Annotated in this window: 14 protein-coding genes; 12 read left to right on the forward strand and 2 right to left on the reverse strand. The window is 60.7% G+C overall.

Annotated features, from left to right (window positions below; all coding sequences use genetic code 11):
* Nucleotides 1-5 precede the first annotated feature (5 nt).
* The 9 genes from der to alaS all read left to right on the forward strand — a co-directional run bounded on the left by der (nucleotide 6) and on the right by alaS (nucleotide 11,427).
* Nucleotides 6-1,355 carry a ribosome biogenesis GTPase Der gene (der, locus tag J1777_RS04670; RefSeq protein ID WP_207574681.1) on the forward strand — a complete coding sequence of 450 codons (1,350 nt, stop codon included), beginning with the start codon at nucleotides 6-8 and terminating at the stop codon, nucleotides 1,353-1,355.
* Nucleotides 1,356-1,460: 105 nt separating this feature from the next.
* Entirely contained in the window at nucleotides 1,461-1,709 is a 249-nt protein-coding gene (gene hfq, locus J1777_RS04675) for an RNA chaperone Hfq (protein ID WP_207574682.1), read from the forward strand.
* A 52-nt stretch (nucleotides 1,710-1,761) separates the two neighbouring features.
* Complete coding sequence (gene hflX / locus J1777_RS04680; protein ID WP_207574683.1) at nucleotides 1,762-2,970, forward strand: GTPase HflX; 1,209 nt, start codon at nucleotides 1,762-1,764, stop codon at nucleotides 2,968-2,970.
* 42 nt (nucleotides 2,971-3,012) lie between these two features.
* Nucleotides 3,013-4,374, forward strand: a complete 1,362-nt coding sequence (gene hflK, locus J1777_RS04685; RefSeq protein WP_207574684.1) for an FtsH protease activity modulator HflK — start codon at nucleotides 3,013-3,015, stop codon at nucleotides 4,372-4,374.
* Between the two features lie 27 nt (nucleotides 4,375-4,401).
* A complete protein-coding gene (gene hflC, locus J1777_RS04690; RefSeq protein WP_207574685.1) occupies nucleotides 4,402-5,298 on the forward strand; it encodes an SPFH domain-containing protein in 897 nt (298 codons plus the stop codon).
* A 319-nt stretch (nucleotides 5,299-5,617) separates the two neighbouring features.
* Complete coding sequence (locus J1777_RS04695) at nucleotides 5,618-6,766, forward strand: ATP phosphoribosyltransferase regulatory subunit (protein ID WP_207574686.1); 1,149 nt, start codon at nucleotides 5,618-5,620, stop codon at nucleotides 6,764-6,766.
* 32 nt (nucleotides 6,767-6,798) lie between these two features.
* Entirely contained in the window at nucleotides 6,799-8,175 is a 1,377-nt protein-coding gene (locus J1777_RS04700) for an adenylosuccinate synthase (RefSeq protein ID WP_207574687.1), read from the forward strand.
* A 20-nt stretch (nucleotides 8,176-8,195) separates the two neighbouring features.
* Nucleotides 8,196-8,720: a phosphoribosyltransferase gene (locus tag J1777_RS04705; protein WP_207574688.1), complete on the forward strand. Its 525-nt coding sequence runs from the start codon at nucleotides 8,196-8,198 to the stop codon at nucleotides 8,718-8,720.
* Nucleotides 8,721-8,802: 82 nt separating this feature from the next.
* Entirely contained in the window at nucleotides 8,803-11,427 is a 2,625-nt protein-coding gene (gene alaS / locus J1777_RS04710) for an alanine--tRNA ligase (protein WP_207574689.1), read from the forward strand.
* Between the two features lie 62 nt (nucleotides 11,428-11,489).
* Here the strand turns inward: alaS and J1777_RS04715 are convergent, their stop codons facing one another.
* Nucleotides 11,490-11,819 carry an AzlD family protein gene (locus J1777_RS04715; RefSeq protein WP_207574690.1) on the reverse strand — a complete coding sequence of 110 codons (330 nt, stop codon included), beginning with the start codon at nucleotides 11,817-11,819 and terminating at the stop codon, nucleotides 11,490-11,492.
* Entirely contained in the window at nucleotides 11,816-12,712 is an 897-nt protein-coding gene (locus J1777_RS04720; RefSeq protein WP_207574691.1) for an AzlC family ABC transporter permease, read from the reverse strand. Before J1777_RS04720 ends, J1777_RS04715 begins: the two co-directional genes overlap by 4 nt.
* A gap of 74 nt (nucleotides 12,713-12,786) precedes the next feature.
* Between J1777_RS04720 and J1777_RS04725 the strand changes: the two genes are divergently transcribed.
* From J1777_RS04725 to hrpA, 3 genes are all read left to right on the forward strand, one after another.
* The gene (locus tag J1777_RS04725; RefSeq protein ID WP_207574692.1) at nucleotides 12,787-13,890 is read left to right on the forward strand and encodes an enoyl-CoA hydratase/isomerase family protein; all 1,104 of its coding nucleotides are present in this window, start codon (nucleotides 12,787-12,789) and stop codon (nucleotides 13,888-13,890) included.
* 138 nt (nucleotides 13,891-14,028) lie between these two features.
* Nucleotides 14,029-15,957 (forward strand): MFS transporter, encoded by a 1,929-nt coding sequence (locus J1777_RS04730; RefSeq protein WP_207574693.1) that lies wholly within the window; start codon nucleotides 14,029-14,031, stop codon nucleotides 15,955-15,957.
* 11 nt (nucleotides 15,958-15,968) lie between these two features.
* Nucleotides 15,969-19,988: an ATP-dependent RNA helicase HrpA gene (hrpA, locus tag J1777_RS04735; protein ID WP_207574694.1), complete on the forward strand. Its 4,020-nt coding sequence runs from the start codon at nucleotides 15,969-15,971 to the stop codon at nucleotides 19,986-19,988.
* Nucleotides 19,989-20,001: the final 13 nt, after the last annotated feature.

Here is a 20,001-nt window from a genome sequence, read left to right on the forward strand (position 1 = left end):
TTCACATGAAACCCGTGATTGCCCTGGTAGGGCGGCCCAATGTGGGCAAATCCACCTTGTTTAATCGCCTGACCAAGTCGCGCGATGCCATCGTTTCGGACTACGCCGGACTGACGCGCGACCGCCACTATGGCCAAGGCCGCCAGGGCAAGCGCGAATACATCGTGATTGATACGGGTGGCTTTGAGCCCGATGCTTCGCAAGGCATTTTTCGGGAGATGGCCAAGCAAACCCGCCAAGCCGTTACCGAGGCCGATGTGGTGGTCTTTGTCGTCGATGCCCGCGATGGTTTGTCGGCCCAGGACCACGAAATTGCTAACTACCTGCGTCGCTTGAGCAAACCGTGCTTGCTGGTGGCCAACAAAGCCGAAGGCATGCAGGCCGGTGCGCAACTGTCCGAGTTTTATGAGCTGGGGCTGGGGGAGGTCTATCCGGTCTCCGCCGCCCATGGCCAAGGGGTGCGTGATCTGGTCGATTTGGCCTTGGCCCCTTTGCAACTGCCCGATGAAGAGGATTTGCCCGAGCTGGCAGAGGGCGAGGTGGCCCCGATCAAACTGGCCCTGGCCGGTCGCCCCAATGCCGGTAAATCCACCCTCATCAACACCTGGCTGGGCGAAGAGCGTTTGGTCGCTTTTGACTTGCCGGGCACGACGCGCGATGCCATCAGCGTGCCCTTTGAGCGCAATGGGCAAAAGTTTGAACTGATTGACACGGCAGGGCTGCGGCGCAAAGGCAAGGTGTTTCAGGCGATTGAGAAGTTCTCCGTCGTCAAAACCCTGCAAGCCATTGAATCGGCCAACGTTGTGTTGCTGCTGATTGATGCCACCGAAGGGGTGACCGACCAAGATGCGCATATCGCCGGCTACATCCTGGAAAGTGGCCGCGCCGTGGTGTTGGCTGTGAACAAATGGGATGCGCTTGATGAGTATCAGCGCGAGCTGGTGCAGCGCTCCATCGAAACGCGCCTGGGCTTCTTAAAGTTTGCCAATCTGCACTTTATTTCTGCGATCAAACGCCAAGGTCTGGCACCGCTGTGGGCCTCCATTGCGCAGGCGCACAAGGCGGCGACCTGCAAAATGTCCACCCCGGTGCTCACCCGCGTGCTGCTGGAGTCGCTGCAATTCCAAACCCCGAAAAAAGTTGGCGCCTACCGCCCGAAAATGCGCTACGCCCACCAAGGGGGGATGAACCCGCCCATCATCGTGATCCATGGCAATTCGCTCAATCTGGTTACCGATGCGTACAAGCGCTTTTTGGAAGGGCGCTTTCGCAAGGAATTCAATTTGGTGGGGACACCCTTGCGCGTTGAATTTAAAACGGCAGACAACCCCTATGCTGAGAAGAACAAGAAATAAAATCCCCTTCGCAGTAAAGAAACTCACTTGCCTTAGCGCATAAGTCTTTCTTTGCTGTGGTAAGGTGTCGGTTTACAACAACAACCCCTAACACGGAGTTATATCGTGAGCAATAAAGGCCAACTTTTGCAGGATCCGTTTTTAAATGCCCTGCGCCGTGAGCATGTCCCAGTTTCGATTTACTTGGTCAATGGCATTAAATTGCAAGGCCAAATTGAGTCGTTTGACCAATATGTCGTGCTGTTGCGTAACACCGTAACGCAAATGGTTTACAAACATGCCATCTCAACCATCGTTCCCGGTCGCCCGGTGAATTTCAGCGTGACTGAAGCTGACGACAGCGCGGCCGCTTGAGACCATTAATCTGGGGTGCGTGGGTGCCTGAACTCGCGCAGGCTAGCGCTATATGACCGCATCCTTATCATCTTCCTCTCTGTCTGCATCCACCCCAGTTATTTTGGTTGGGGTGGATTTGGGTTTTTCACATTTTGATGGCGAGCTGCAAGAACTGGGCTTGCTGGCCGAGACGGCGGGTATGCAGCCGGTGGCCGATTTGGTGTGCAAGCGCAAAGCACCTGATCCGGCCTTGTTCATTGGCAGCGGCAAGGCCGAAGAGCTCAAACTCTTGGTCGATATGCACCAGGCCAAGGAGGTGCTGTTTGACCAGGCCTTAAGCCCTGCGCAACAGCGCAATTTAGAGCGCTTTTTGCAGTGCCCGGTCAATGACCGCACGATGTTGATTCTGGAGATTTTTGCCCAGCGTGCCCGCAGCCACGAGGGTAAGTTGCAGGTCGAATTGGCGCGGTTGCAGTATTTGAGCACCCGACTGGTGCGCCGCTGGAGCCACTTGGAGCGCCAGCAAGGCGGTATCGGCCAGCGCGGAGGCCCGGGCGAGACACAGATCGAATTGGATAAGCGCATGATTGGCGAAGCCATCAAGCGCACCAAGGAGAAACTGCAAAAGGTGAAAAAACAGCGCGGTACCCAGCGCCGTCAACGCCAGCGCCATGGGGTGTTTACGGTCTCTTTGGTCGGTTACACCAATGCGGGTAAATCCACGCTATTCAATACCCTGGTCAAAGCCCAGGCTTATGCTGCCGACCAGTTGTTTGCCACGTTGGATACCACCACACGGCAGATGTATCTGGAAGGGGCGCAAACCTCGGTGTCGCTCTCGGACACGGTGGGCTTTATCCGTGCCTTACCGCACGGGCTGATTGATGCGTTTCAAGCAACGCTGCAAGAGGCCATTGATGCTGATTTGCTGTTGCATGTCGTCGATGCGGCCAATCCCAATTACCGTGAGCAAATTGGCCAAGTGCAGCAAGTGCTGGCCGAAATTGGTGCCAGTGCCATTCCCCAAGTGTTGGTGTTCAATAAATTGGATGCCATAGAGCCTGCGCAGCGCCCCTTGCGGTTGCAAGACCACTACGAAGTCGATGGCCAAATGCTGCCCCGTATTTTTGTCAGTGCTGCAGCCAACCAGGGCTTGGATGCGCTGCGTGAGCTGTTGACCCAGCGGGTATTGCAGGCACCAACCGCAGCTGCTCGGGAATTTTCGGATCTTCCCCCTATCTGTTCTGTTGAGCCTGATAAGGGCGAAAGCTTGTTTTGATCACGGTGGAAACACCGCCTTCTTTTCATTGAGATTTTGCGCATGAATGTTCCTCATCGCCTTCCTCGCTGGGTACTTGCACTTCCTGGTTTGCGCGGCATGTTCAATTTAAATGACCCGCGTTGGGGTCGGGGTGAGGAGGGGGGCGAACAGCGCCCGGCCGATTCGGATGATCGGCCAACGCCTCCGCCCCCTCCACCCCCACCGCGGGGGCGTGGTCCCCAGGGCTCTGGTGGCGGGCAACCCCCGGACTTGGATGAGCTGTGGCGCGATTTAAACCGCAAGCTGTCGGGCTTGATGGGCAATAAAGGCGGGGGCGGACGTGGCGACGGTCTGCGTCCGGACAATACGCCGCCGGACATGAAAGGCACCGGCATTGGCATCGGTTTGATCAGCGGTTTGGCGGCTTTGATTTGGCTGGGTACAGGCTTTTTCATTGTGCAAGAGGGCCAGCAAGCCGTGGTCACCCAGTTTGGTCGCTACCACTCCACTGTGGGGGCGGGTATCAACTGGCGCATACCGTATCCGGTGCAAAGCCATGAGTTGGTGTTTGTCACTCAAATTCGCTCGGTGGATATTGGCCGCGATATCGTGATTAAAAGCACCGGTCTGCGCGAATCGGCCATGCTGACCGAAGACGAAAACATTGTCGAAATCAAGTTTGCCGTGCAATACCGCTTAAGCGATGCCCGTGCCTGGCTGTTTGAAAGCAAGAACCCCGATATCGCGGTGGTGCAAGCAGCTGAATCGGCCGTGCGCGAAGTGGTGGGCAAGATGCGGATGGATTCGGCTTTGGCCGAAGAGCGCGATCAAATTGCTCCTCGGGTGCGTGAACTGATGCAAACCATTCTGGACCGCTACGCCGTGGGCGTGGAAATCGTCGGGATTAACTTGCAGCAAGGCGGTGTGCGCCCGCCGGAGCAGGTGCAAGCCGCGTTTGATGATGTGCTCAAAGCGGGCCAAGAGCGCGAACGGGCTAAAAATGAGGCCGAAGCCTACGCCAACGATGTGATTCCTCGGGCCAAAGGTACAGCGGCCCGTTTGGCACAAGAGGCCGAAGGGTACAAAGCCCGCATCGTGGCCCAGGCCGAAGGTGATGCCCAGCGCTTTAGCTATTTGCTGACCGAATACAAAAAAGCACCGCAAGTCACGCGTGAGCGCCTCTATACCGAAGCGCTGGAAGAGGTTTACAGCAATGTGACCAAGGTATTGGTCGATTCGCGCCAAGGCTTGCTGTATTTGCCATTGGACAAAGTCATGCAAAACGCTGGGGTCAATCCGCGTGCCGCTGCCGAGGCCGCCAGCCGCGCGCCAGCCCCTTCCGGCAATGCTGCGGCGCTGGAGCCCAATCCCCCCGCCAGCAGTACCCGCGCTCGCGATGCCGACCGTTCGCGTGCCCGTTAATCGCGTTAAACGCTTAGGAGTTAAAGAGTGAATCGATTGGCTTTTTTCGCTACCTCGGCCCTGGTTGCGCTGGCGCTGGCCAGCTCCATGCTGTTTGTTGTCGATCAGCGGCAATTTGGCGTGGTCTATGCCTTGGGGCAAATTAAAACCGTCATTACTGAGCCGGGTTTGAACTGGAAGCTGCCGCCGCCGTTTCAAAACGTCAGTTACATTGACAAGCGCTTGCTAACCCTGGAGAGCACGGACACCGAGCCCATGCTCACGGCGGAAAAGCAGCGCGTAGTGATTGACTGGTATGTGCGTTGGCGCATTACCGATCCGTCGGAATACATCCGCAACGTCGGCCTCGATGAAAACGCCGGCACCCTGCAGCTCAATCGTGTGGTGCGCAACGCCTTCCAAGAAGAAATCAACCGGCGCACCGTGCGCGAGCTGTTGTCTTCCAAGCGCGAAACCTTGATGGCCGATGTCAAGAAAGAAGTGGTTGAAGCCATTCGCCGGGGCAAGCCCTGGGGCATGGATGTGGTGGACGTGCGCATTACGCGCGTCGATTACGCCGAGACCATTACCGAATCGGTTTATCGCCGCATGGAAGCCGAGCGCAAGCGCGTGGCCAACGAGTTGCGCTCCACCGGCGCAGCCGAGGGCGAAAAAATTCGTGCCGATGCCGATCGCCAGCGTGAAGTGACTGTGGCCAATGCCTACCGGGATGCGCAAAAGGTCAAAGGCTTGGGCGATGCGGAGGCCGCACGGCTGTATGCCGAGGCCTTTGGGCAAGATGCGCAATTTGCCAAGTTTTATCGCAGCTTAGAGGCTTATAAGGCCAGTTTTGCCAATAAGAGCGATGTTTTGGTCATCGATCCTGCCAGCACCGAATTCTTCAAGCCCTACCGCCAAGGTGGCAGCGCTTCGGCAGCCAACTAAGAACGTGTTCCTGATCTCGAATGAAGGTGTGGGGGATGCGGTTCGGGATGGGTTGCGAGGCGCAAACCACAGCAATAGCTTGGCTATTGCGAGGATTTGCAACGACGCAGACTGCCCGAAGCCGCGCCCGCACACCCATGAGGAGATCGTGAACACGTTCTAAGGCCCAGGCACCGCCGGTGGGTGCCGCCCTTGCAGAGCCGCCCTTGTCACGGCTTCTGTCGATATCGCAGTGCAGGCCCAGTCCTTTTCCAAGGGGCGGGCCTGTGACCCGATAGAATCACGTTTTTAACAGCTCCCCCTTTTTTCTTTCTCCTTCATGTCAGCCTGGCTCTTGCCGGATCACATTGCCGACGTCTTGCCCTCTGAGGCGCGGCATATCGAGGAATTGCGCCGTGGTCTTTTGGATACGGCCCGCAGCTACGGGTATGAATTGATCATGCCGCCGATGCTCGAATACCTCGACTCCCTGCTTACCGGCGCAGGGGAAGCGCTCAATCTGCAAACGTTCAAACTGGTCGATCAACTCTCGGGCCGCACCCTGGGGCTGCGGGCCGATACGACCCAGCAAGCCGCCCGCATTGATGCGCACTTGCTCAACCGTCCCGGCATTGCCCGCTTGTGCTATTGCGGGCCGGTGCTGCACACCCAGCCTGACCGCCCCCGCGCCACGCGCGAGCCGCTGCAGTTTGGGGCTGAAATTTACGGCCATGCCGGCATGGAGGCCGATGTCGAGGCCCTGGCCCTGGCCCTGGACTGCCTGCGCGGCGCGGGGGTGAAAGACTTCAGCGTGGATTTGGCCGATGTGCGCATCGTGCGCCATCTGTGCGCTGGCGTGATGGTGGATGCCGCCGTGTTGCAGCGGGTGCATGCCGCTTTGGCTGCCAAAGATGCCACCGAGCTGGCCCAGCTGACCAAAAACTTTCCTGCGCCTGCCCGCGAAGGGTTGCTCGCAATTTTGCAGCTGTACGGGGACGAAAAGGTTTTAAAAGAAGCAGAAAAAGCCTTGAAAGCTACACCTGCCGTGCGGCAAGTGCTGCAAAATTTGCAATATCTGGCCGAGCAATTTACCGGGGTGAATTTCACCTTCGATTTGGCCGACTTGCGCGGGTACGCCTACTACAGCGGCACGCGCTTTGCCGCTTACGTGCCCCAGGCCAGCGATGCGCTGGTGCGTGGTGGGCGCTACGACGAAGTGGGGGCCGTGTTTGGCCGCAACCGCCCAGCGGCCGGCTTTAGTTTGGATATCAAGCAGCTGGTTGCCGTTGTGCCTGCGCGCCCGCTCAAAGCCGCCATCCGCGCGCCCTGGGCGCACGATGCTGCGCTGCATGCGCTGATTGCCCAATTGCGCCAAGCGGGCGAAACCGTGGTCTGCACCCTGCCGGGGCAGGATGACCGGGTGGATGAATTTCGCTGCAACCGAAAACTGGCCCAAGTCGATGGCCAGTGGACGGTGCAAGCCCTTTAAACAGTTTTCCTTCTTTTATGGATGTGAACGTGATGAACGCAAACAAAGCTCGTAACGTGGTGGTCGTTGGCACTCAATGGGGTGACGAAGGCAAAGGCAAATTGGTCGATTGGCTGACCGAAAGTGCCCAAGGGGTGGTCCGCTTCCAAGGCGGGCACAACGCTGGCCACACCTTGGTGATCAATGGCCAAAAAACCGCCTTGCACCTGATTCCCAGCGGCATCATGCGCCCGGGGGTGAAGTGCTTTATTGGCAATGGGGTGGTGTTGTCGGTGGGCAAGTTGTTTGAAGAAATTGCCGGCCTGGAAAAGGCGGGCGTGCAGGTGCGCAATCGTTTGCGCATTTCGGAAGCGTGCCCGCTGATTTTGCCGGTTCACCAAGCGCTGGATGTGGCCCGCGAAGCCGCCCGCGAGCAAGGCGGCCAGCAAAAAATCGGCACCACTGGCAAAGGCATTGGCCCGACTTACGAAGACAAAATTGCCCGCCGCGCCCTGCGCGTGCAGGATTTGAAGCACCCTGAGCGCTTTGCCGCCAAGCTGCGCGATTTGCTGGCGCTGCACAACCATGTGTTGGTCGAGGTGCTGGGCAGCCGCACGTTTGAATTTCCTGAAGCGCTCAAACCCTACATCGTCAATGGCGAAGTGCAGTTTGACGCGGTGTACAACGAAGCCATGGAGCAAGCCCAAGCGCTCAAACCCATGATTGCCGACGTTTCGCGCGAGCTGCATGAAACCTACAACGCGGGTGGCAACCTGCTGTTTGAAGGGGCCCAGGGCACACTGTTGGACGTGGACCACGGCACTTACCCCTACGTTACCTCCAGCAACTGCGTAGCCGGCAATGCCTCGGCCGGTGCGGGTGTGGGGCCGGGCATGCTGCATTACGTGCTGGGCATTACCAAGGCGTATTGCACCCGCGTGGGCAGCGGCCCCTTTCCGACCGAGTTAGATTGGGAAAAAGAGGGCACCCCTGGCTACCACATGAGCACCATCGGTGCCGAAAAAGGCGTGACCACGGGCCGCGCACGGCGCTGTGGCTGGTTTGATGCGGCGCTGCTCAAGCGCTCGGCGCAGATCAATGGCTTGTCGGGCCTGTGCATTACCAAGCTGGATGTGCTCGATGGCCTGACCGAGCTGCAACTGTGCGTCGGGTATGAATTGGACGGCGAGACCATCGACATCCTGCCCCTGGGCGCGGACGATATCGAGCGCTGCAAGCCCATTTATGAAACCATGCCTGGCTGGACGGATACCACCGTGGGCGTGACCGATTACGCCCAGCTGCCCGCCAATGCGCGCCGCTATCTGGACCGTATTCAGGAAGTGACCGGTGTGCCGATTGCGATGGTCTCCACCAGCCCGGACCGCGATCACACCATCTTGCTTCATAACCCCTATAGCGCCGTTTAAGGCCATAAAGGATGTTTCCTATGCTGACGGAAGACGGCAAACACTTGTACGTAAGTTACGACGATTACCACGGTTTGATTGAAAAGCTGGCACTGCAAATTCACAAATCCGGTTGGCAATTCGACACCATTTTGTGTCTGGCCCGTGGGGGCCTGCGCCCAGGCGATATCCTGAGCCGCATTTTTGACAAACCGCTGGCCATCATGTCCACCAGCTCGTACCGGGCCGAGGCGGGCACTTTGCGCGGCCACCTCGATATTGGCCGCTTTATTGCCACGCCCAAGGGCGAGATTGCCGGGCGCGTGCTGCTGGTTGATGACTTGGCCGATTCGGGCGTGACGCTGACCGCTGTGGTCAAGCGCCTGCAAGAGAGCTACCCACCGATCACCGAGCTGCGCACGGCGGTGCTCTGGACGAAGGGCATTTCCACCTTCCGCGCCGATTACTCGGTCGAGGATTTGCCCACCAACCCCTGGATTCACCAGCCCTTTGAAGGCTATGACAGTCTTACGCCAGACAAGCTGCTGAAAAAATGGCAGCTCTAAAATACTGACCGCTTCGATCACAGAGCGCCGCTTGCGGCGCTTTGGTGTTTCTTTTTTTGACACCTTTTTTCTTCCTTCCCCCATGAGCCAACCTGCTTTTACCGTTGCCGATATTCGGAAGACGTTTCTGGACTTCTTTGCTTCCAAGGGCCACACCATCGTCGAGTCCAGCCCCCTGGTCCCCGGCAACGATCCCACGCTGATGTTCACCAACAGCGGCATGGTGCAGTTCAAGGACGTGTTTTTGGGCACCGACAAGCGCTCGTACCAGCGCGCCACGTCGGTGCAGGCCTGCCTGCGGGCCGGCGGCAAGCACAACGACCTGGAAAACGTCGGTTACACCGCCCGCCACCACACCTTTTTTGAAATGCTGGGCAACTGGAGCTTTGGCGACTACTTCAAGCGCGAAAGCCTGAAGTGGGCCTGGGAGCTGCTCACCGAAGTGTATAAATTGCCCGCCGACAAGCTGCTGGCCACCGTGTACGCCGAGGACGACGAGGCCTACGACATCTGGACGAAAGAAATCGGCCTGCCGCCCGAGCGCGTGATTCGCATCGGCGACAACAAGGGCGGGCGCTACAAGAGCGACAACTTCTGGATGATGGCCGACACCGGCCCCTGCGGCCCGTGCAGCGAAATCTTCTACGACCACGGGGCGCACATCCCTGGCGGCCCTCCGGGCAGCCCCGATGAAGATGGCGACCGCTTCATCGAAATCTGGAACAACGTGTTCATGCAGTTCGAGATGCACGAAGACGGCAGCGTCACCCCGCTGCCCGCGCCTTGTGTGGACACCGGCATGGGGCTGGAGCGCCTGGCCGCCATCTTGCAGCACGTGCACAGCAACTACGAAATCGACCTGTTCGATGCGCTCATCAAGGCCGCAGCACGCGAAACCGGCTGTGCCGATCTGGCCAACCCATCGCTCAAAGTGATTGCCGACCACATCCGCGCCACCAGCTTTTTGATTGTCGATGGCGTGATTCCCAGCAACGAAGGCCGGGGCTATGTGCAACGCCGCATCGTGCGCCGCGCTATTCGCCACGGCTACAAGCTGGGCCAGAAAACGCCGTTTTTCCACAAGCTGGTGCAAGATTTGGTGCAGCAAATGGGCGCGGCCTACCCCAAGCTGGCCGCACAAGAAGCCCGCATTACCGAGGTGCTGCGAGTCGAGGAAGAGCGCTTTTTCGAGACCCTGGCCCACGGCATGGAAATTTTGGACAGCGCCCTGGCCGGTGGCCAGCAGCAGTTGCCTGGCGAGGTGGCCTTCAAGCTGCACGACACCTACGGCTTCCCGCTGGATTTGACCAACGATGTCTGCCGCGAGCGCGGCCTGAGCGTGGATGAAGCTGGCTTTAACGCCGCCATGCAGCACCAAAAAGAAACGGCCCGCGCCGCCGGCAAGTTCAAGATGGACAAACTGCTGGACTACCAGGGCGCTGCCAACGCGTTTACCGGTTACACGCAGCTGGCCGAATCAACAAAAATCGTAGCTCTTTACGCAGAAGGTACGCCAGTTTCTGTATTGAATGCTGGTGAAAGTGGCGTAATCGTGCTGGAAAGCACTCCCTTTTATGCCGAAAGCGGCGGCCAAGTGGGCGACCAGGGCGTGATCAGCGCTGGCAGCAGCCGTTTTGTCGTGCAAGACACGCAAAAAATCAAAGCCGATGTGTTTGGCCACCACGGCGTGCTGGCCGAGGGCAGCCTGAAAGTGGGCGATGCCGTGCAAGCCCAGGTCGATACCGATCTGCGCGCGGCCACCATGCGCAACCACTCCGTCACCCACCTCATGCACCATGCGCTGCACACCGTGCTGGGCGAGCATGTGCAGCAAAAAGGCAGCTTGGTGAATGCTGAGCGCACGCGCTTTGACTTCACGCACAACGCCCCGGTCACGCCTGCGCAAATTGCGCAGATTGAAGCGCTGGTGAACGCTGAAATTTTGGCCAACACCGCCACCGATGCCCGCGTGATGGACATCGAGGCGGCCAAAGCCACTGGCGCGATGATGCTGTTTGGCGAGAAATACGGCGAAACCGTGCGCGTGCTGGACATTGGCACCAGCCGCGAGCTGTGCGGCGGCACCCACGTGCAGCGCACGGGGGATATCGGCCTGTTCAAAATCGTGGCCGAAAGCGGCGTGGCCGCTGGCGTGCGCCGCGTCGAAGCCGTCACTGGCCTGAACGCGCTGACCTACCTGCAAGGCTTGGAGGCCACCGTCGATGCGGCGGCCAGCACCCTGAAAGCACCCACGGCCGAGCTGACCACCCGCATCGTCAGCACGCTGGAGCAGATCAAAACCCTGGAAAAAGAAGTGGCCCAGCTCAAAGGCAAGCTCGCCTCCAACCAGGGCGATGAACTGCTGGGGCAGGCCGTGGAAGTGCAGGGCGTGAAAATCCTTGCTGCGCAACTGGAAGGGGCCGATGCCAAAACCCTGCGCGATACCCTGGACAAACTCAAAGACAAGCTCAAAAGCGCCGCCATCGTGCTGGCCGCCGTCGATGGCGACAAAGTGCAGCTGGCCGCTGGTGTCACGCCCGACACCCTGGGTAAGGTCAAGGCTGGCGAGCTGGTGAATTTTGTTGCCCAACAAGTTGGCGGCAAAGGCGGCGGCAAGCCCGACATGGCCATGGCCGGCGGCACCCAACCGGCCGCACTGCCCCAAGCGCTGGCCAGCGTGCAAGCCTGGGTGGCACAGCGGCTGTAATCTGTTTGCGCCGCACAGCGGCCCGCCGCAGGGGTGCCAGAGCGCTCCTGCGGCGGGCTTTTTTATGCCCCGCCCAGCAGCGGTGCCAACTGCCGAAACAGCGCCGCCGCCACAATCCCGGCGCTAATGGCGGGCAGGGGCTTTTTCAGCACCAGGGCCACCCCTGCGGTGACAAGCAGGGCCAGCTTGGCCCCGCCGTCGCCCTGGGCGGCCAAGGGGGCCAACAGGGCAATCAGCACCGAGCCGGACATGGCCCGGATGAACTGCTGCACCCGGCGGCTGATGGGCACAAACGCCATGATGAACACCCCGCCCCAGCGCGTTGCCAGGGTGACGAGGGCCATGATGAGGATGATGAGCAAGGTGCCCAGATCGGTCGTGGCGATGCTCATGCGGCGTTCTCCTCGGGCCAGAACGCGCCCAGCAGGCCGCCGGCGATGGCCCCCACCACCACGTGGCTGTTTTCCGGCAGGTAGCGCCAGGCCAGCAGCGATGCCCCGGCCGCCATGGCCCAAATGGCAACCAGGCGCCGGTCTTTGCGTCCATCCACCACCATGGTCAGCAAAAAGCAGCCCATCACCATGTCCAGCCCCCAGCGCACCGGGTCGGCAATGGCGTTGCCCATGTACAAGCCCAGCCAAGTGCCCACAATCCAAAACAGCCACAGCGCCAGCCCCCCGCCCAGCAGCAGGCCCAGGCCCCGGTTGGTGTCGTTTTGGCCCAGTGCCTGAATGGACAGGGCCCAGTTGGCATCCGAGGCCACCAACATCACCGCATAGCGCTGCACGGGCGGCAGATGGCGCAGCCAAGGGTAGAGGGTGGCCCCCATCAGCAGATGGCGGGCATTGATGGCAAACACCGTGACCGCCAGGGGCACCAGCGGCACCTGTGCCCCCCACAAATCCAGCGTGGCAAACTGCGCTGCCCCGGTAAACACCAGGGCACTCATCAGCACAATGGCGCTGCCGCCCAGCCCGGTTTGGACGGCGGCCAGCCCAAAGGCCAGGCCAAAGACGGCGACGAACAGCGAAATCGGCAGCAATTGCTGAAAACCGCGCCAAATGGCGTGGCGGTTGAGCGTAACGGCGGGAGTGGGCAGGGGCGGCACGGACAAAGCGCTTTCAGAAAAGAACAACAGAAAAAACGAACAGGGGCGCGAGTATGCCCGCGCTTTGCGCCGCCAGCGGCCTGTGCGGCCGATGCGCTGCGTGCGCGGGTTTTCTGGCCCTTGGGCAGGCGTTGGGAGTGTCGTTATTTGCAGCTTGAAAGACAGTTTTTGCACCATGGCCCGCCTGGGTTTGCGGTATGGTGGCCATTTTTTGCGCCAATCTTTGCGCCAATCCAAGGAGACACCAGACCATGACGCAAACCACCGAACTGCTGTGCGAAGTGCGCGGCCAAGTGGGCTTTATTACTTTGAACCGCCCCAAGGCGCTCAACGCCCTGTCGCTGGGCATGGTGCGCGGCCTGCTGGCCCAGCTGCTGGCTTGGCGCGATGATCCGGCGGTGCTGGCCGTGGCCATTCGCGGCAGCCACAAAGAGGGCGTATTTGGCCACTTCTGCGCCGGTGGGGACATCCGCTTTTTGCACCAGACGGTGCAAGCGGGCAGTCCGCAGATCGAGGACTTTTTTACCGAGGAATACACCCTCAACCACGTCATCTTCACCTACCCCAAGCCCTACATCGCCTTTATGGATGGCGTGGTCATGGGCGGCGGCATGGGCATCAGCCAAGGGGCCAGCCTGCGCATCGTCACCGAAAAATCCAAGCTGGCCATGCCTGAGGCGCTGATCGGCCTGTTCCCCGATGTGGGCGGCGGCTACTTTTTGGCCCGTTGCCCTGGGCGGGTGGGTGAATGGCTGGGCCTGGCCGGCGAGAGCCTGGCCGCCAGCGAAGCCATCGCCTTTGGCTGGGCCGATGCGTACCTGCCCGCTGCCGAGCAGGCTGGGCTGTGGGAAGCGCTGGCCACGCAAAGCTTTGCCGATAGCGCCGCCGTGCAGGCCTTTGCCGCCAGCCGCACCCAGCCCCAGGGGCCAGAGGCGGTGCGCGACACCAGCGCGATTGATCGCGTGTTTGCCCTGCCCACGGTGCAGGCCATCATTGACACCCTGGAGGCCGACACCAGCAGCGCATCCAGCGCATGGGCGCAGCACACCGCCGCGGCCCTGCGCAAGCGCTCGCCGCTGCTGCTGCACGTCATCCTGGAGCAAATCCGCCGCGCCCGCAGCATGACCATGGCCGAAGACCTGCGCATGGAGCGCGATTTGGTGCGCAACTGCTTCTTCCTGCGCCCGGGGCAAAGCGAAACGATGGAAGGCATCCGCGCCCTGGCCATCGACAAAGACCAAACCCCGCGCTGGAACCCAGCACGCATCGAAGAGGTGACCGAGGACGCATGGCGCGCCTTTTTTGTCAGCCCCTGGCCCGCGCACAGCCACCCTCTGGTGGCGTTGAAGGACTGATCGTTCATCGGTTCTGCCAGCACCGTAGCGTTCTTTGCTACTTTTAAAAGAGCTGTTTGCGCTCATAAAACAACAAATTTTTAAAGATTTATTCTTTAAATAGATTGTTTTTAAGCGCAAGCAGCTCTTGTTTTCACTATGCGCCAAAACACCTCCTGTTCCTCTTTGCCGCCGAGCCCGCCTCCCAGCCAGTTTGCCCTGCTGCGCCAGCGCCGCTTTGCGCCGTTTTTCTGGACGCAGTTTGCCGGGGCGGCCAATGACAACCTGTTCAAGTTTGCGTTTACGGTCTTGGTCACCTACCAGCTGTCGGTCAGCTGGCTGCCCGCCGCCCAGGCCGGGTTGGTGATTGGGGCGCTGTTTATCCTGCCGTTCTTGTTGTTTTCCGCCACCAGCGGGCAACTGGCCGATAAGTACCCCAAGACCAGCCTGATCCGGCTGGTCAAGGATTTGGAGATTGCCATCATGCTGCTGGCCGCCTGGGGCTTTTTTGCCAGCCAGGTGCCGCTGTTGCTGGGCTGTGTGTTTTTGATGGGCCTGCATTCGACCTTGTTTGGCCCGGTGAAATACGCCTATTTGCCCCAGGTGCTGAGCGAGCGCGAGCTGACCGGTGGCAACGGCATGATCGAGATGGGCACGTTTGTGGCCATTTTGCTGGGCAACGTCGCGGGCGGCCTGCTGGTGGCGCTGCCCGGGATTGGCCACACCGCCGTGGCGCTGGCGTGCCTGGGGCTGGCGCTGCTGGGGCGCATCAGCGCCCAGATGGTGCCGGTGCTGCCGGCGACCACGCCGCAGTTGCATATCAATTGGAACCCTTTCACCGAGACTTGGCGCAACCTGCAACTGGCCCGCCAGCAGGTGGTGGTGTTTCGCTCGCTGCTGGGCATTTCGTGGATGTGGTTTTTTGGCGCGGTGTTTCTGGCCAATTTCCCCGCGTTTGCCAAAGAGGTGTTGCACGGCAATGAGCAGGTGGCCTCTCTGTTGCTGGTGGTGTTTTCCGTGGGCGTGGGCGTGGGGTCGCTGCTGTGTGAAAAATTCTCGCACCGCCATGTCGAGATTGGCTTGGTGCCGGTGGGGGCAATTGGCATGACGGTGTTTGCCATTGACCTGTACTTTGCCACGCGCAGTTTGCCGCTACAGGCTGAAATGGGGGTGGCTGCCTTTATCACCCAGCCAGCCCACTGGCGCGTGCTGGCCGATTTGCTGCTGGTGAGCCTGTTTGTCGGCCTGTACAGCGTGCCCATGTATGCCCTGATTCAGCTGCGCAGCGCCCCCACGCACCGCGCCCGCATCATTGCCGCGAACAATATTTTGAATGCCCTGTTCATGGTCGCCAGCAGCCTGATCGTTGGTCTGCTCCTGGGCCGTGGCTGGAGCATTCCCCAGATTTTTTTGCTGCTGGGGCTGGCCAATGCGGTGGTGAGTTTTCACATCTTCATGCTGGTGCCTGAATATGTCTTGCGCTTTATTGCCTGGGTGCTCTCGCGCCTGATTTACCGCTTTCGGGTGGTGGGCGATGAACACATTCCCATCACCGGGCCCGCCGTGCTGGTGGCCAACCACATCAGCTTTGTCGATGCGGTGCTGCTCATGGCGGCCAGCCCCCGGCCGATTCGCTTCATCATGGACCACCGGATTTTTAAAGTACCGGTGCTGGGCTGGATTTTTCGCCTGGCCAAGTGCATTCCGATTGCCCCGCACCATGAAGACCCGCAGGCTTACGAACGGGCCTTTGATACGGCCCAGCAAGTGCTGGCCGAGGGCGATGTTCTGGGCATCTTCCCCGAAGGCGGCATTACCGGCGATGGCCAGGTGCAGCCGTTTAAAGGTGGGGTGGTGAAAATCCTGCGCCGGGCACAAAAAGAAGGCCTGCAGGTGCCCACCGTGCCCATGGCGCTGACGGGGCTGTGGGGCTCGTTCTTCAGCCGCATCGAAAGCAACGGTGCCATGAAGCGCCCATTTCGCCGGGGGGTGTTCAACCGGGTGGGTTTAAACATTGGCACCCCTTTGGCTGGGGCAGAGGTCACTCCGGCGGTGTTGCAGGCGCGGGTACAAAGCTTGCTGGGATAATCCCGCCCCTTATGCCTTCTCTAACTTCCTTGCAGATCACCTTCCCCGAAGCCCTTCCTGTATCCGCCCGTCGCCAAGAGATTGCCGAGGCGCTGCAGGCCCACCAGGTCATCATCGTCTGCGGCGAAACCGGCTCGGGCAAAACCACGCAGCTGCCCAAAATCGCCCTGGCGCTGGGTCGGGGCGTGTGCAATGCGCCGCAAGGGCAGCGCGGGCGGCTGATTGGCCACACCCAGCCCCGGCGCATTGCCGCCAGCAGCGTGGCCAAGCGCATTGCGCAAGAGCTGAACACGCCGCTGGGCGAGGTGGTGGGTTTTAAGGTGCGCTTTCAGGACACGCTGCAAAAAGGCGCGTCGGTCAAGCTGATGACGGACGGCATTTTGCTGGCCGAGACGCAGACCGATCCACTGCTCAAGGCCTACGACACCTTGATCATTGACGAGGCGCACGAGCGCAGCCTGAACATCGACTTTTTGCTTGGGTATTTGAAGCAAATCCTGCCCCAGCGGCCCGATTTGAAGGTGGTGGTGACCTCGGCCACGATTGATGCCGAGCGCTTTGCCCGGCACTTTGCCGATGCCCAGGGGCAGGCCGCGCCGGTGATCATGGTGTCCGGGCGCACCTACCCGGTGGAAATGCGCTGGCGGCCCTTTGAAGAGAAAAAGGATTACGGCCTGAACGAGGCCATTGCCGATGGCGTGGACGAGCTGTGGCAAGGCGGCGCGGGCGGCGACATTTTGATTTTTCTGCCCGGCGAGCGCGAAATTCGCGAGGCCGCCGACCACTTGCGCCAGCACCTGCAGCACTACCCAGCGCTGCGCAACAGCGAGGTGCTGCCCCTGTTCTCGCGCCTGTCGCAGGCCGAGCAAGACCGCATTTTTGACAGCCACAGTCAGCGGCGCATTGTGCTGGCGACCAACGTGGCGGAAACTTCGCTCACCGTTCCTGGCATCAAATACGTGATTGACGCAGGCACAGCCCGCGTTAAGCGCTATTCATTCAGAAGCAAGGTGGAGCAATTGCTGGTCGAGCCGATCAGCCAGGCCGCCGCCAACCAACGCGCCGGGCGCTGCGGGCGCGTGGCCAACGGCATCTGCATTCGCCTGTACGACGAGGCCGATTTCAACCAGCGCGACGCCTTTACCGACCCGGAAATTTTGCGCTCTTCGCTGGCCGGGGTCATCCTGCGCATGAAGGCGCTGGGGCTGGGCGATGTGGTGAACTTCCCCTTTTTGCAAGCCCCCTCGGGCCGGGCGATTGCCGATGGCTACCAGCTCTTGCAAGAGCTGGGCGCGGTTGATGAGCGCGGCGGCCTGCTGCCCATGGGCAAAGCCCTGTCGCGCCTGCCGCTGGACCCGCGCGTGGGCCGCATGATTGTTGAGGCCCGCAGCCGCGGGGCGCTGGCCGAGGTGCTGGTCATTGCCGCCGCCCTGAGCGTGCAGGACGTGCGCGACCGCCCCCTAGAGGCGCAGGCCCAGGCCGACCAGCAGCACGCCAAGTTTGACGACGAGAAAAGCGAGTTCTCCGGCTACCTGCGCCTGTGGCAGTGGCTGCAGGATGCCCGCGGCGGCAAGGCCGTGGCCAAAAGCCGCAAGGAGATGGCGGCCCAGGCCGCGCACAAGGCACCGGTGGCAGCGCAAAAAAATCAGTCTTTCTTGCCTGTAGCCCAGCGTATGCAAGCGCCTGCAGCTACTGAGTCGATAGCACCTGAGCAAGACACCCACAAACTCAGCAACCGCCAGTGGGAGCAGCTGCTGCGCCAAAACTTCATCAACATCCGCCGCGTGCGCGAGTGGCGCGATATTTACTCGCAACTGCTCACCGTGGTGAAAGAGCAGCAGTGGCAGATCAATACCCAGCCCGCCAGCTACGAGGCGGTGCACCTGTCCATGCTGTGCGGCCTGCTGGGCAACATCGGCTTTAAGGGTGAAGAGAGCGAGGCCTACCTGGGCGCACACGGCATCAAGTTCCACCCGCATCCGGGGGCGCATTTGAGCAAAAAGCCGGGGCGCTGGATTGTGGCCGCCGAGCAGGTGGAAACCTCGCGCCTGTATGGCCGGGGCATTGCGGCGATTGAGCCGCAGTGGCTGGAAGAAGTCGGTGCCCATCTGCTGAAAAAACAACTGCTCGACCCGCACTGGAGCAAGAAACGCGCCGACGTGATCGCCTTTGAACGCGCCACGCTCTACGGCCTGGTGGTCTATAACAACCGGGGCGTGAGCTATGGCCGCAAAGACCCGCACGATGCGCGGCAAATGTTCATCCGCCGCGCCCTGGTCGAGGGCGAGTGGGAAACCACCTGGCCATTTTTGGCTGCCAACCACAAAACCATCCGCAAGGTCGAAGAGCTGGAGCACAAAAGCCGCCGCCAAGACGTGCTGGTGGACGATGCGCTGATCTACGCCTTTTACGACCAGCACATCCCCGACGGCATTTTCAGCGGCGCGACTTTTGACGCGTGGTACCGCCAGGCCAGCAAAGAGCAGCCCCAGCTGCTGCGCCTGTCCAAAGACGAACTCATGCGCCACGAGGCGGCGGGCATCACCACCGATGCCTTCCCCAAGCTGGTGCGCCTGGGCGGTGTCGATTGCGCGGCCAGCTATTTGCACAGCCCCGGGGATGCCCGCGATGGTTTGACGGTGACGGTGCCGCTGTTTGCCCTGAACCAGGTCAGCGAAGACCGCGCCGAGTGGCTGGTGCCGGGAATGCTGAAAGAAAAAATCCAGGCCCTGCTGAAAAGCCTGCCCCAGCGCCCGCGCAGCCGCCTGGTGCCGCTGCCCGAAAGCGCCGAGCGCCTGGCCGCGCTGTTCACCCAGCCCGAGCGTTGGGGGCAGGGCGGGCTGATCGATGCCCTGCTGGAGCAGGTGCGCCAAGAGACCGGCCTGGACGTGAAACGTGCCGACTTCAAGCCCGACATGCTGGGCACCCACCTGTTCATGAACCTGCGCATCATCGACGAGCATGGCCGCCAGCTGGCGCAAGGGCGTAATATCGCCGCCCTCAAGGCCCAGTGGGGCAGCAAGGCGCGGGGGGCCTTCCAGGCGCTGGCTTCATTAAAAATAGCTTCTTCCGCTGAAGATAAAGCTGTTTCAGAGCCAAAACAGCCTAAAAACACCAATTTAAAAGCGCAATCAGCTATTGAAAAAGATAACTCCCCGGGAACGGCTGCGCCCCATGCCGCAGGCGCACGCCACACCAGCTGGGACTTTGGCAGCTTGCCTGAGCTGATGGAAATCCAGCAGGGCAAGCAAACGCTGATCGGCTTTCCCGCCCTCATCGACCAGGGCGATGCCGTCACCATCGAAGTGTTTGACGAGCCGGACATTGCCGCCGCCCGCCACCGCCAGGGCCTGCGCCGCCTGTGCGCCTTGCAGGTGAAAGACGCGCTGAAATACCTGGAAAAAAATATCCCCGACCTGCAAAAAATGGCCGTGGCCTACATGCCGCTGGGCACGCAAGAAGAGCTGCGGGCGCAGATTCTGGATGTGGCGCTGGACCGCGCTTTTGTGCAAGAGCCCTTGCCCCAGGATGCCGCCCAGTTCGCCCAGCGCGTGCAAGAGGGCCGCGCCCGCCTGACCCTGATCGCCCAGGAAGTGGCCCGCTTGGCCGCCACCATCTTGACCGAATACGCCAGCGCCCAGCGCAAGATCAAAGACACCAAAAACGCCCAAGAGGCCACAGAGGACGCAGGCAAGCAGCTACACAATCTGATGCCCAAGGACTTCATCGCCCGCACCCCCTGGGCGCAGCTGCAGCACTTTGCCCGCTACCTGAAGGCCATCACCATCCGCCTGGATAAATACCGCGCCGACCCGGCCCGCGATGCCGCCAAATTGAAGGAACTGCAACCGCTGCAGCAGCGCTATACCCGCCTGCTGGCCCAGCGCAAAGGCCAACACGATGCGCGGCTGCAGGAATACCGCTGGATGCTGGAAGAGCTGCGCGTGAGCTTCTTCGCCCAAGAGCTGCGCACGCCGTACCCGGTGAGCAGCAAGCGCCTGGACAAAGTGTGGGCGCAGTTGCAGCATTGACGGCCTGAACAAA

The sequence above is a fragment of the Comamonas denitrificans genome (assembly GCF_017368815.1).
GTDB classification, from domain to species: Bacteria; Pseudomonadota; Gammaproteobacteria; order Burkholderiales; family Burkholderiaceae_C; genus Comamonas; species Comamonas denitrificans.

Excerpts from the sequence above, each read along its gene's own strand:
- der (WP_207574681.1), top strand. The coding sequence starts at position 6 with ATGAAACCCGTGATTGCCCTGGTAGGGCGGCCCAATGTGGGCAAATCC.
- hflX (WP_207574683.1), top strand. The coding sequence starts at position 1,762 with ATGACCGCATCCTTATCATCTTCCTCTCTGTCTGCATCCACCCCAGTT.
- hflK (WP_207574684.1), top strand. The coding sequence starts at position 3,013 with ATGAATGTTCCTCATCGCCTTCCTCGCTGGGTACTTGCACTTCCTGGT.
- J1777_RS04695 (WP_207574686.1), top strand. The coding sequence starts at position 5,618 with ATGTCAGCCTGGCTCTTGCCGGATCACATTGCCGACGTCTTGCCCTCT.
- J1777_RS04700 (WP_207574687.1), top strand. The coding sequence starts at position 6,799 with ATGAACGCAAACAAAGCTCGTAACGTGGTGGTCGTTGGCACTCAATGG.
- J1777_RS04705 (WP_207574688.1), top strand. The coding sequence starts at position 8,196 with ATGCTGACGGAAGACGGCAAACACTTGTACGTAAGTTACGACGATTAC.
- alaS (WP_207574689.1), top strand. The coding sequence starts at position 8,803 with ATGAGCCAACCTGCTTTTACCGTTGCCGATATTCGGAAGACGTTTCTG.
- J1777_RS04715 (WP_207574690.1), bottom strand. The coding sequence starts at position 11,819 with ATGAGCATCGCCACGACCGATCTGGGCACCTTGCTCATCATCCTCATC.
- J1777_RS04720 (WP_207574691.1), bottom strand. The coding sequence starts at position 12,712 with ATGGTGCAAAAACTGTCTTTCAAGCTGCAAATAACGACACTCCCAACG.
- J1777_RS04725 (WP_207574692.1), top strand. The coding sequence starts at position 12,787 with ATGACGCAAACCACCGAACTGCTGTGCGAAGTGCGCGGCCAAGTGGGC.
- J1777_RS04730 (WP_207574693.1), top strand. The coding sequence starts at position 14,029 with ATGCGCCAAAACACCTCCTGTTCCTCTTTGCCGCCGAGCCCGCCTCCC.
- hrpA (WP_207574694.1), top strand. The coding sequence starts at position 15,969 with ATGCCTTCTCTAACTTCCTTGCAGATCACCTTCCCCGAAGCCCTTCCT.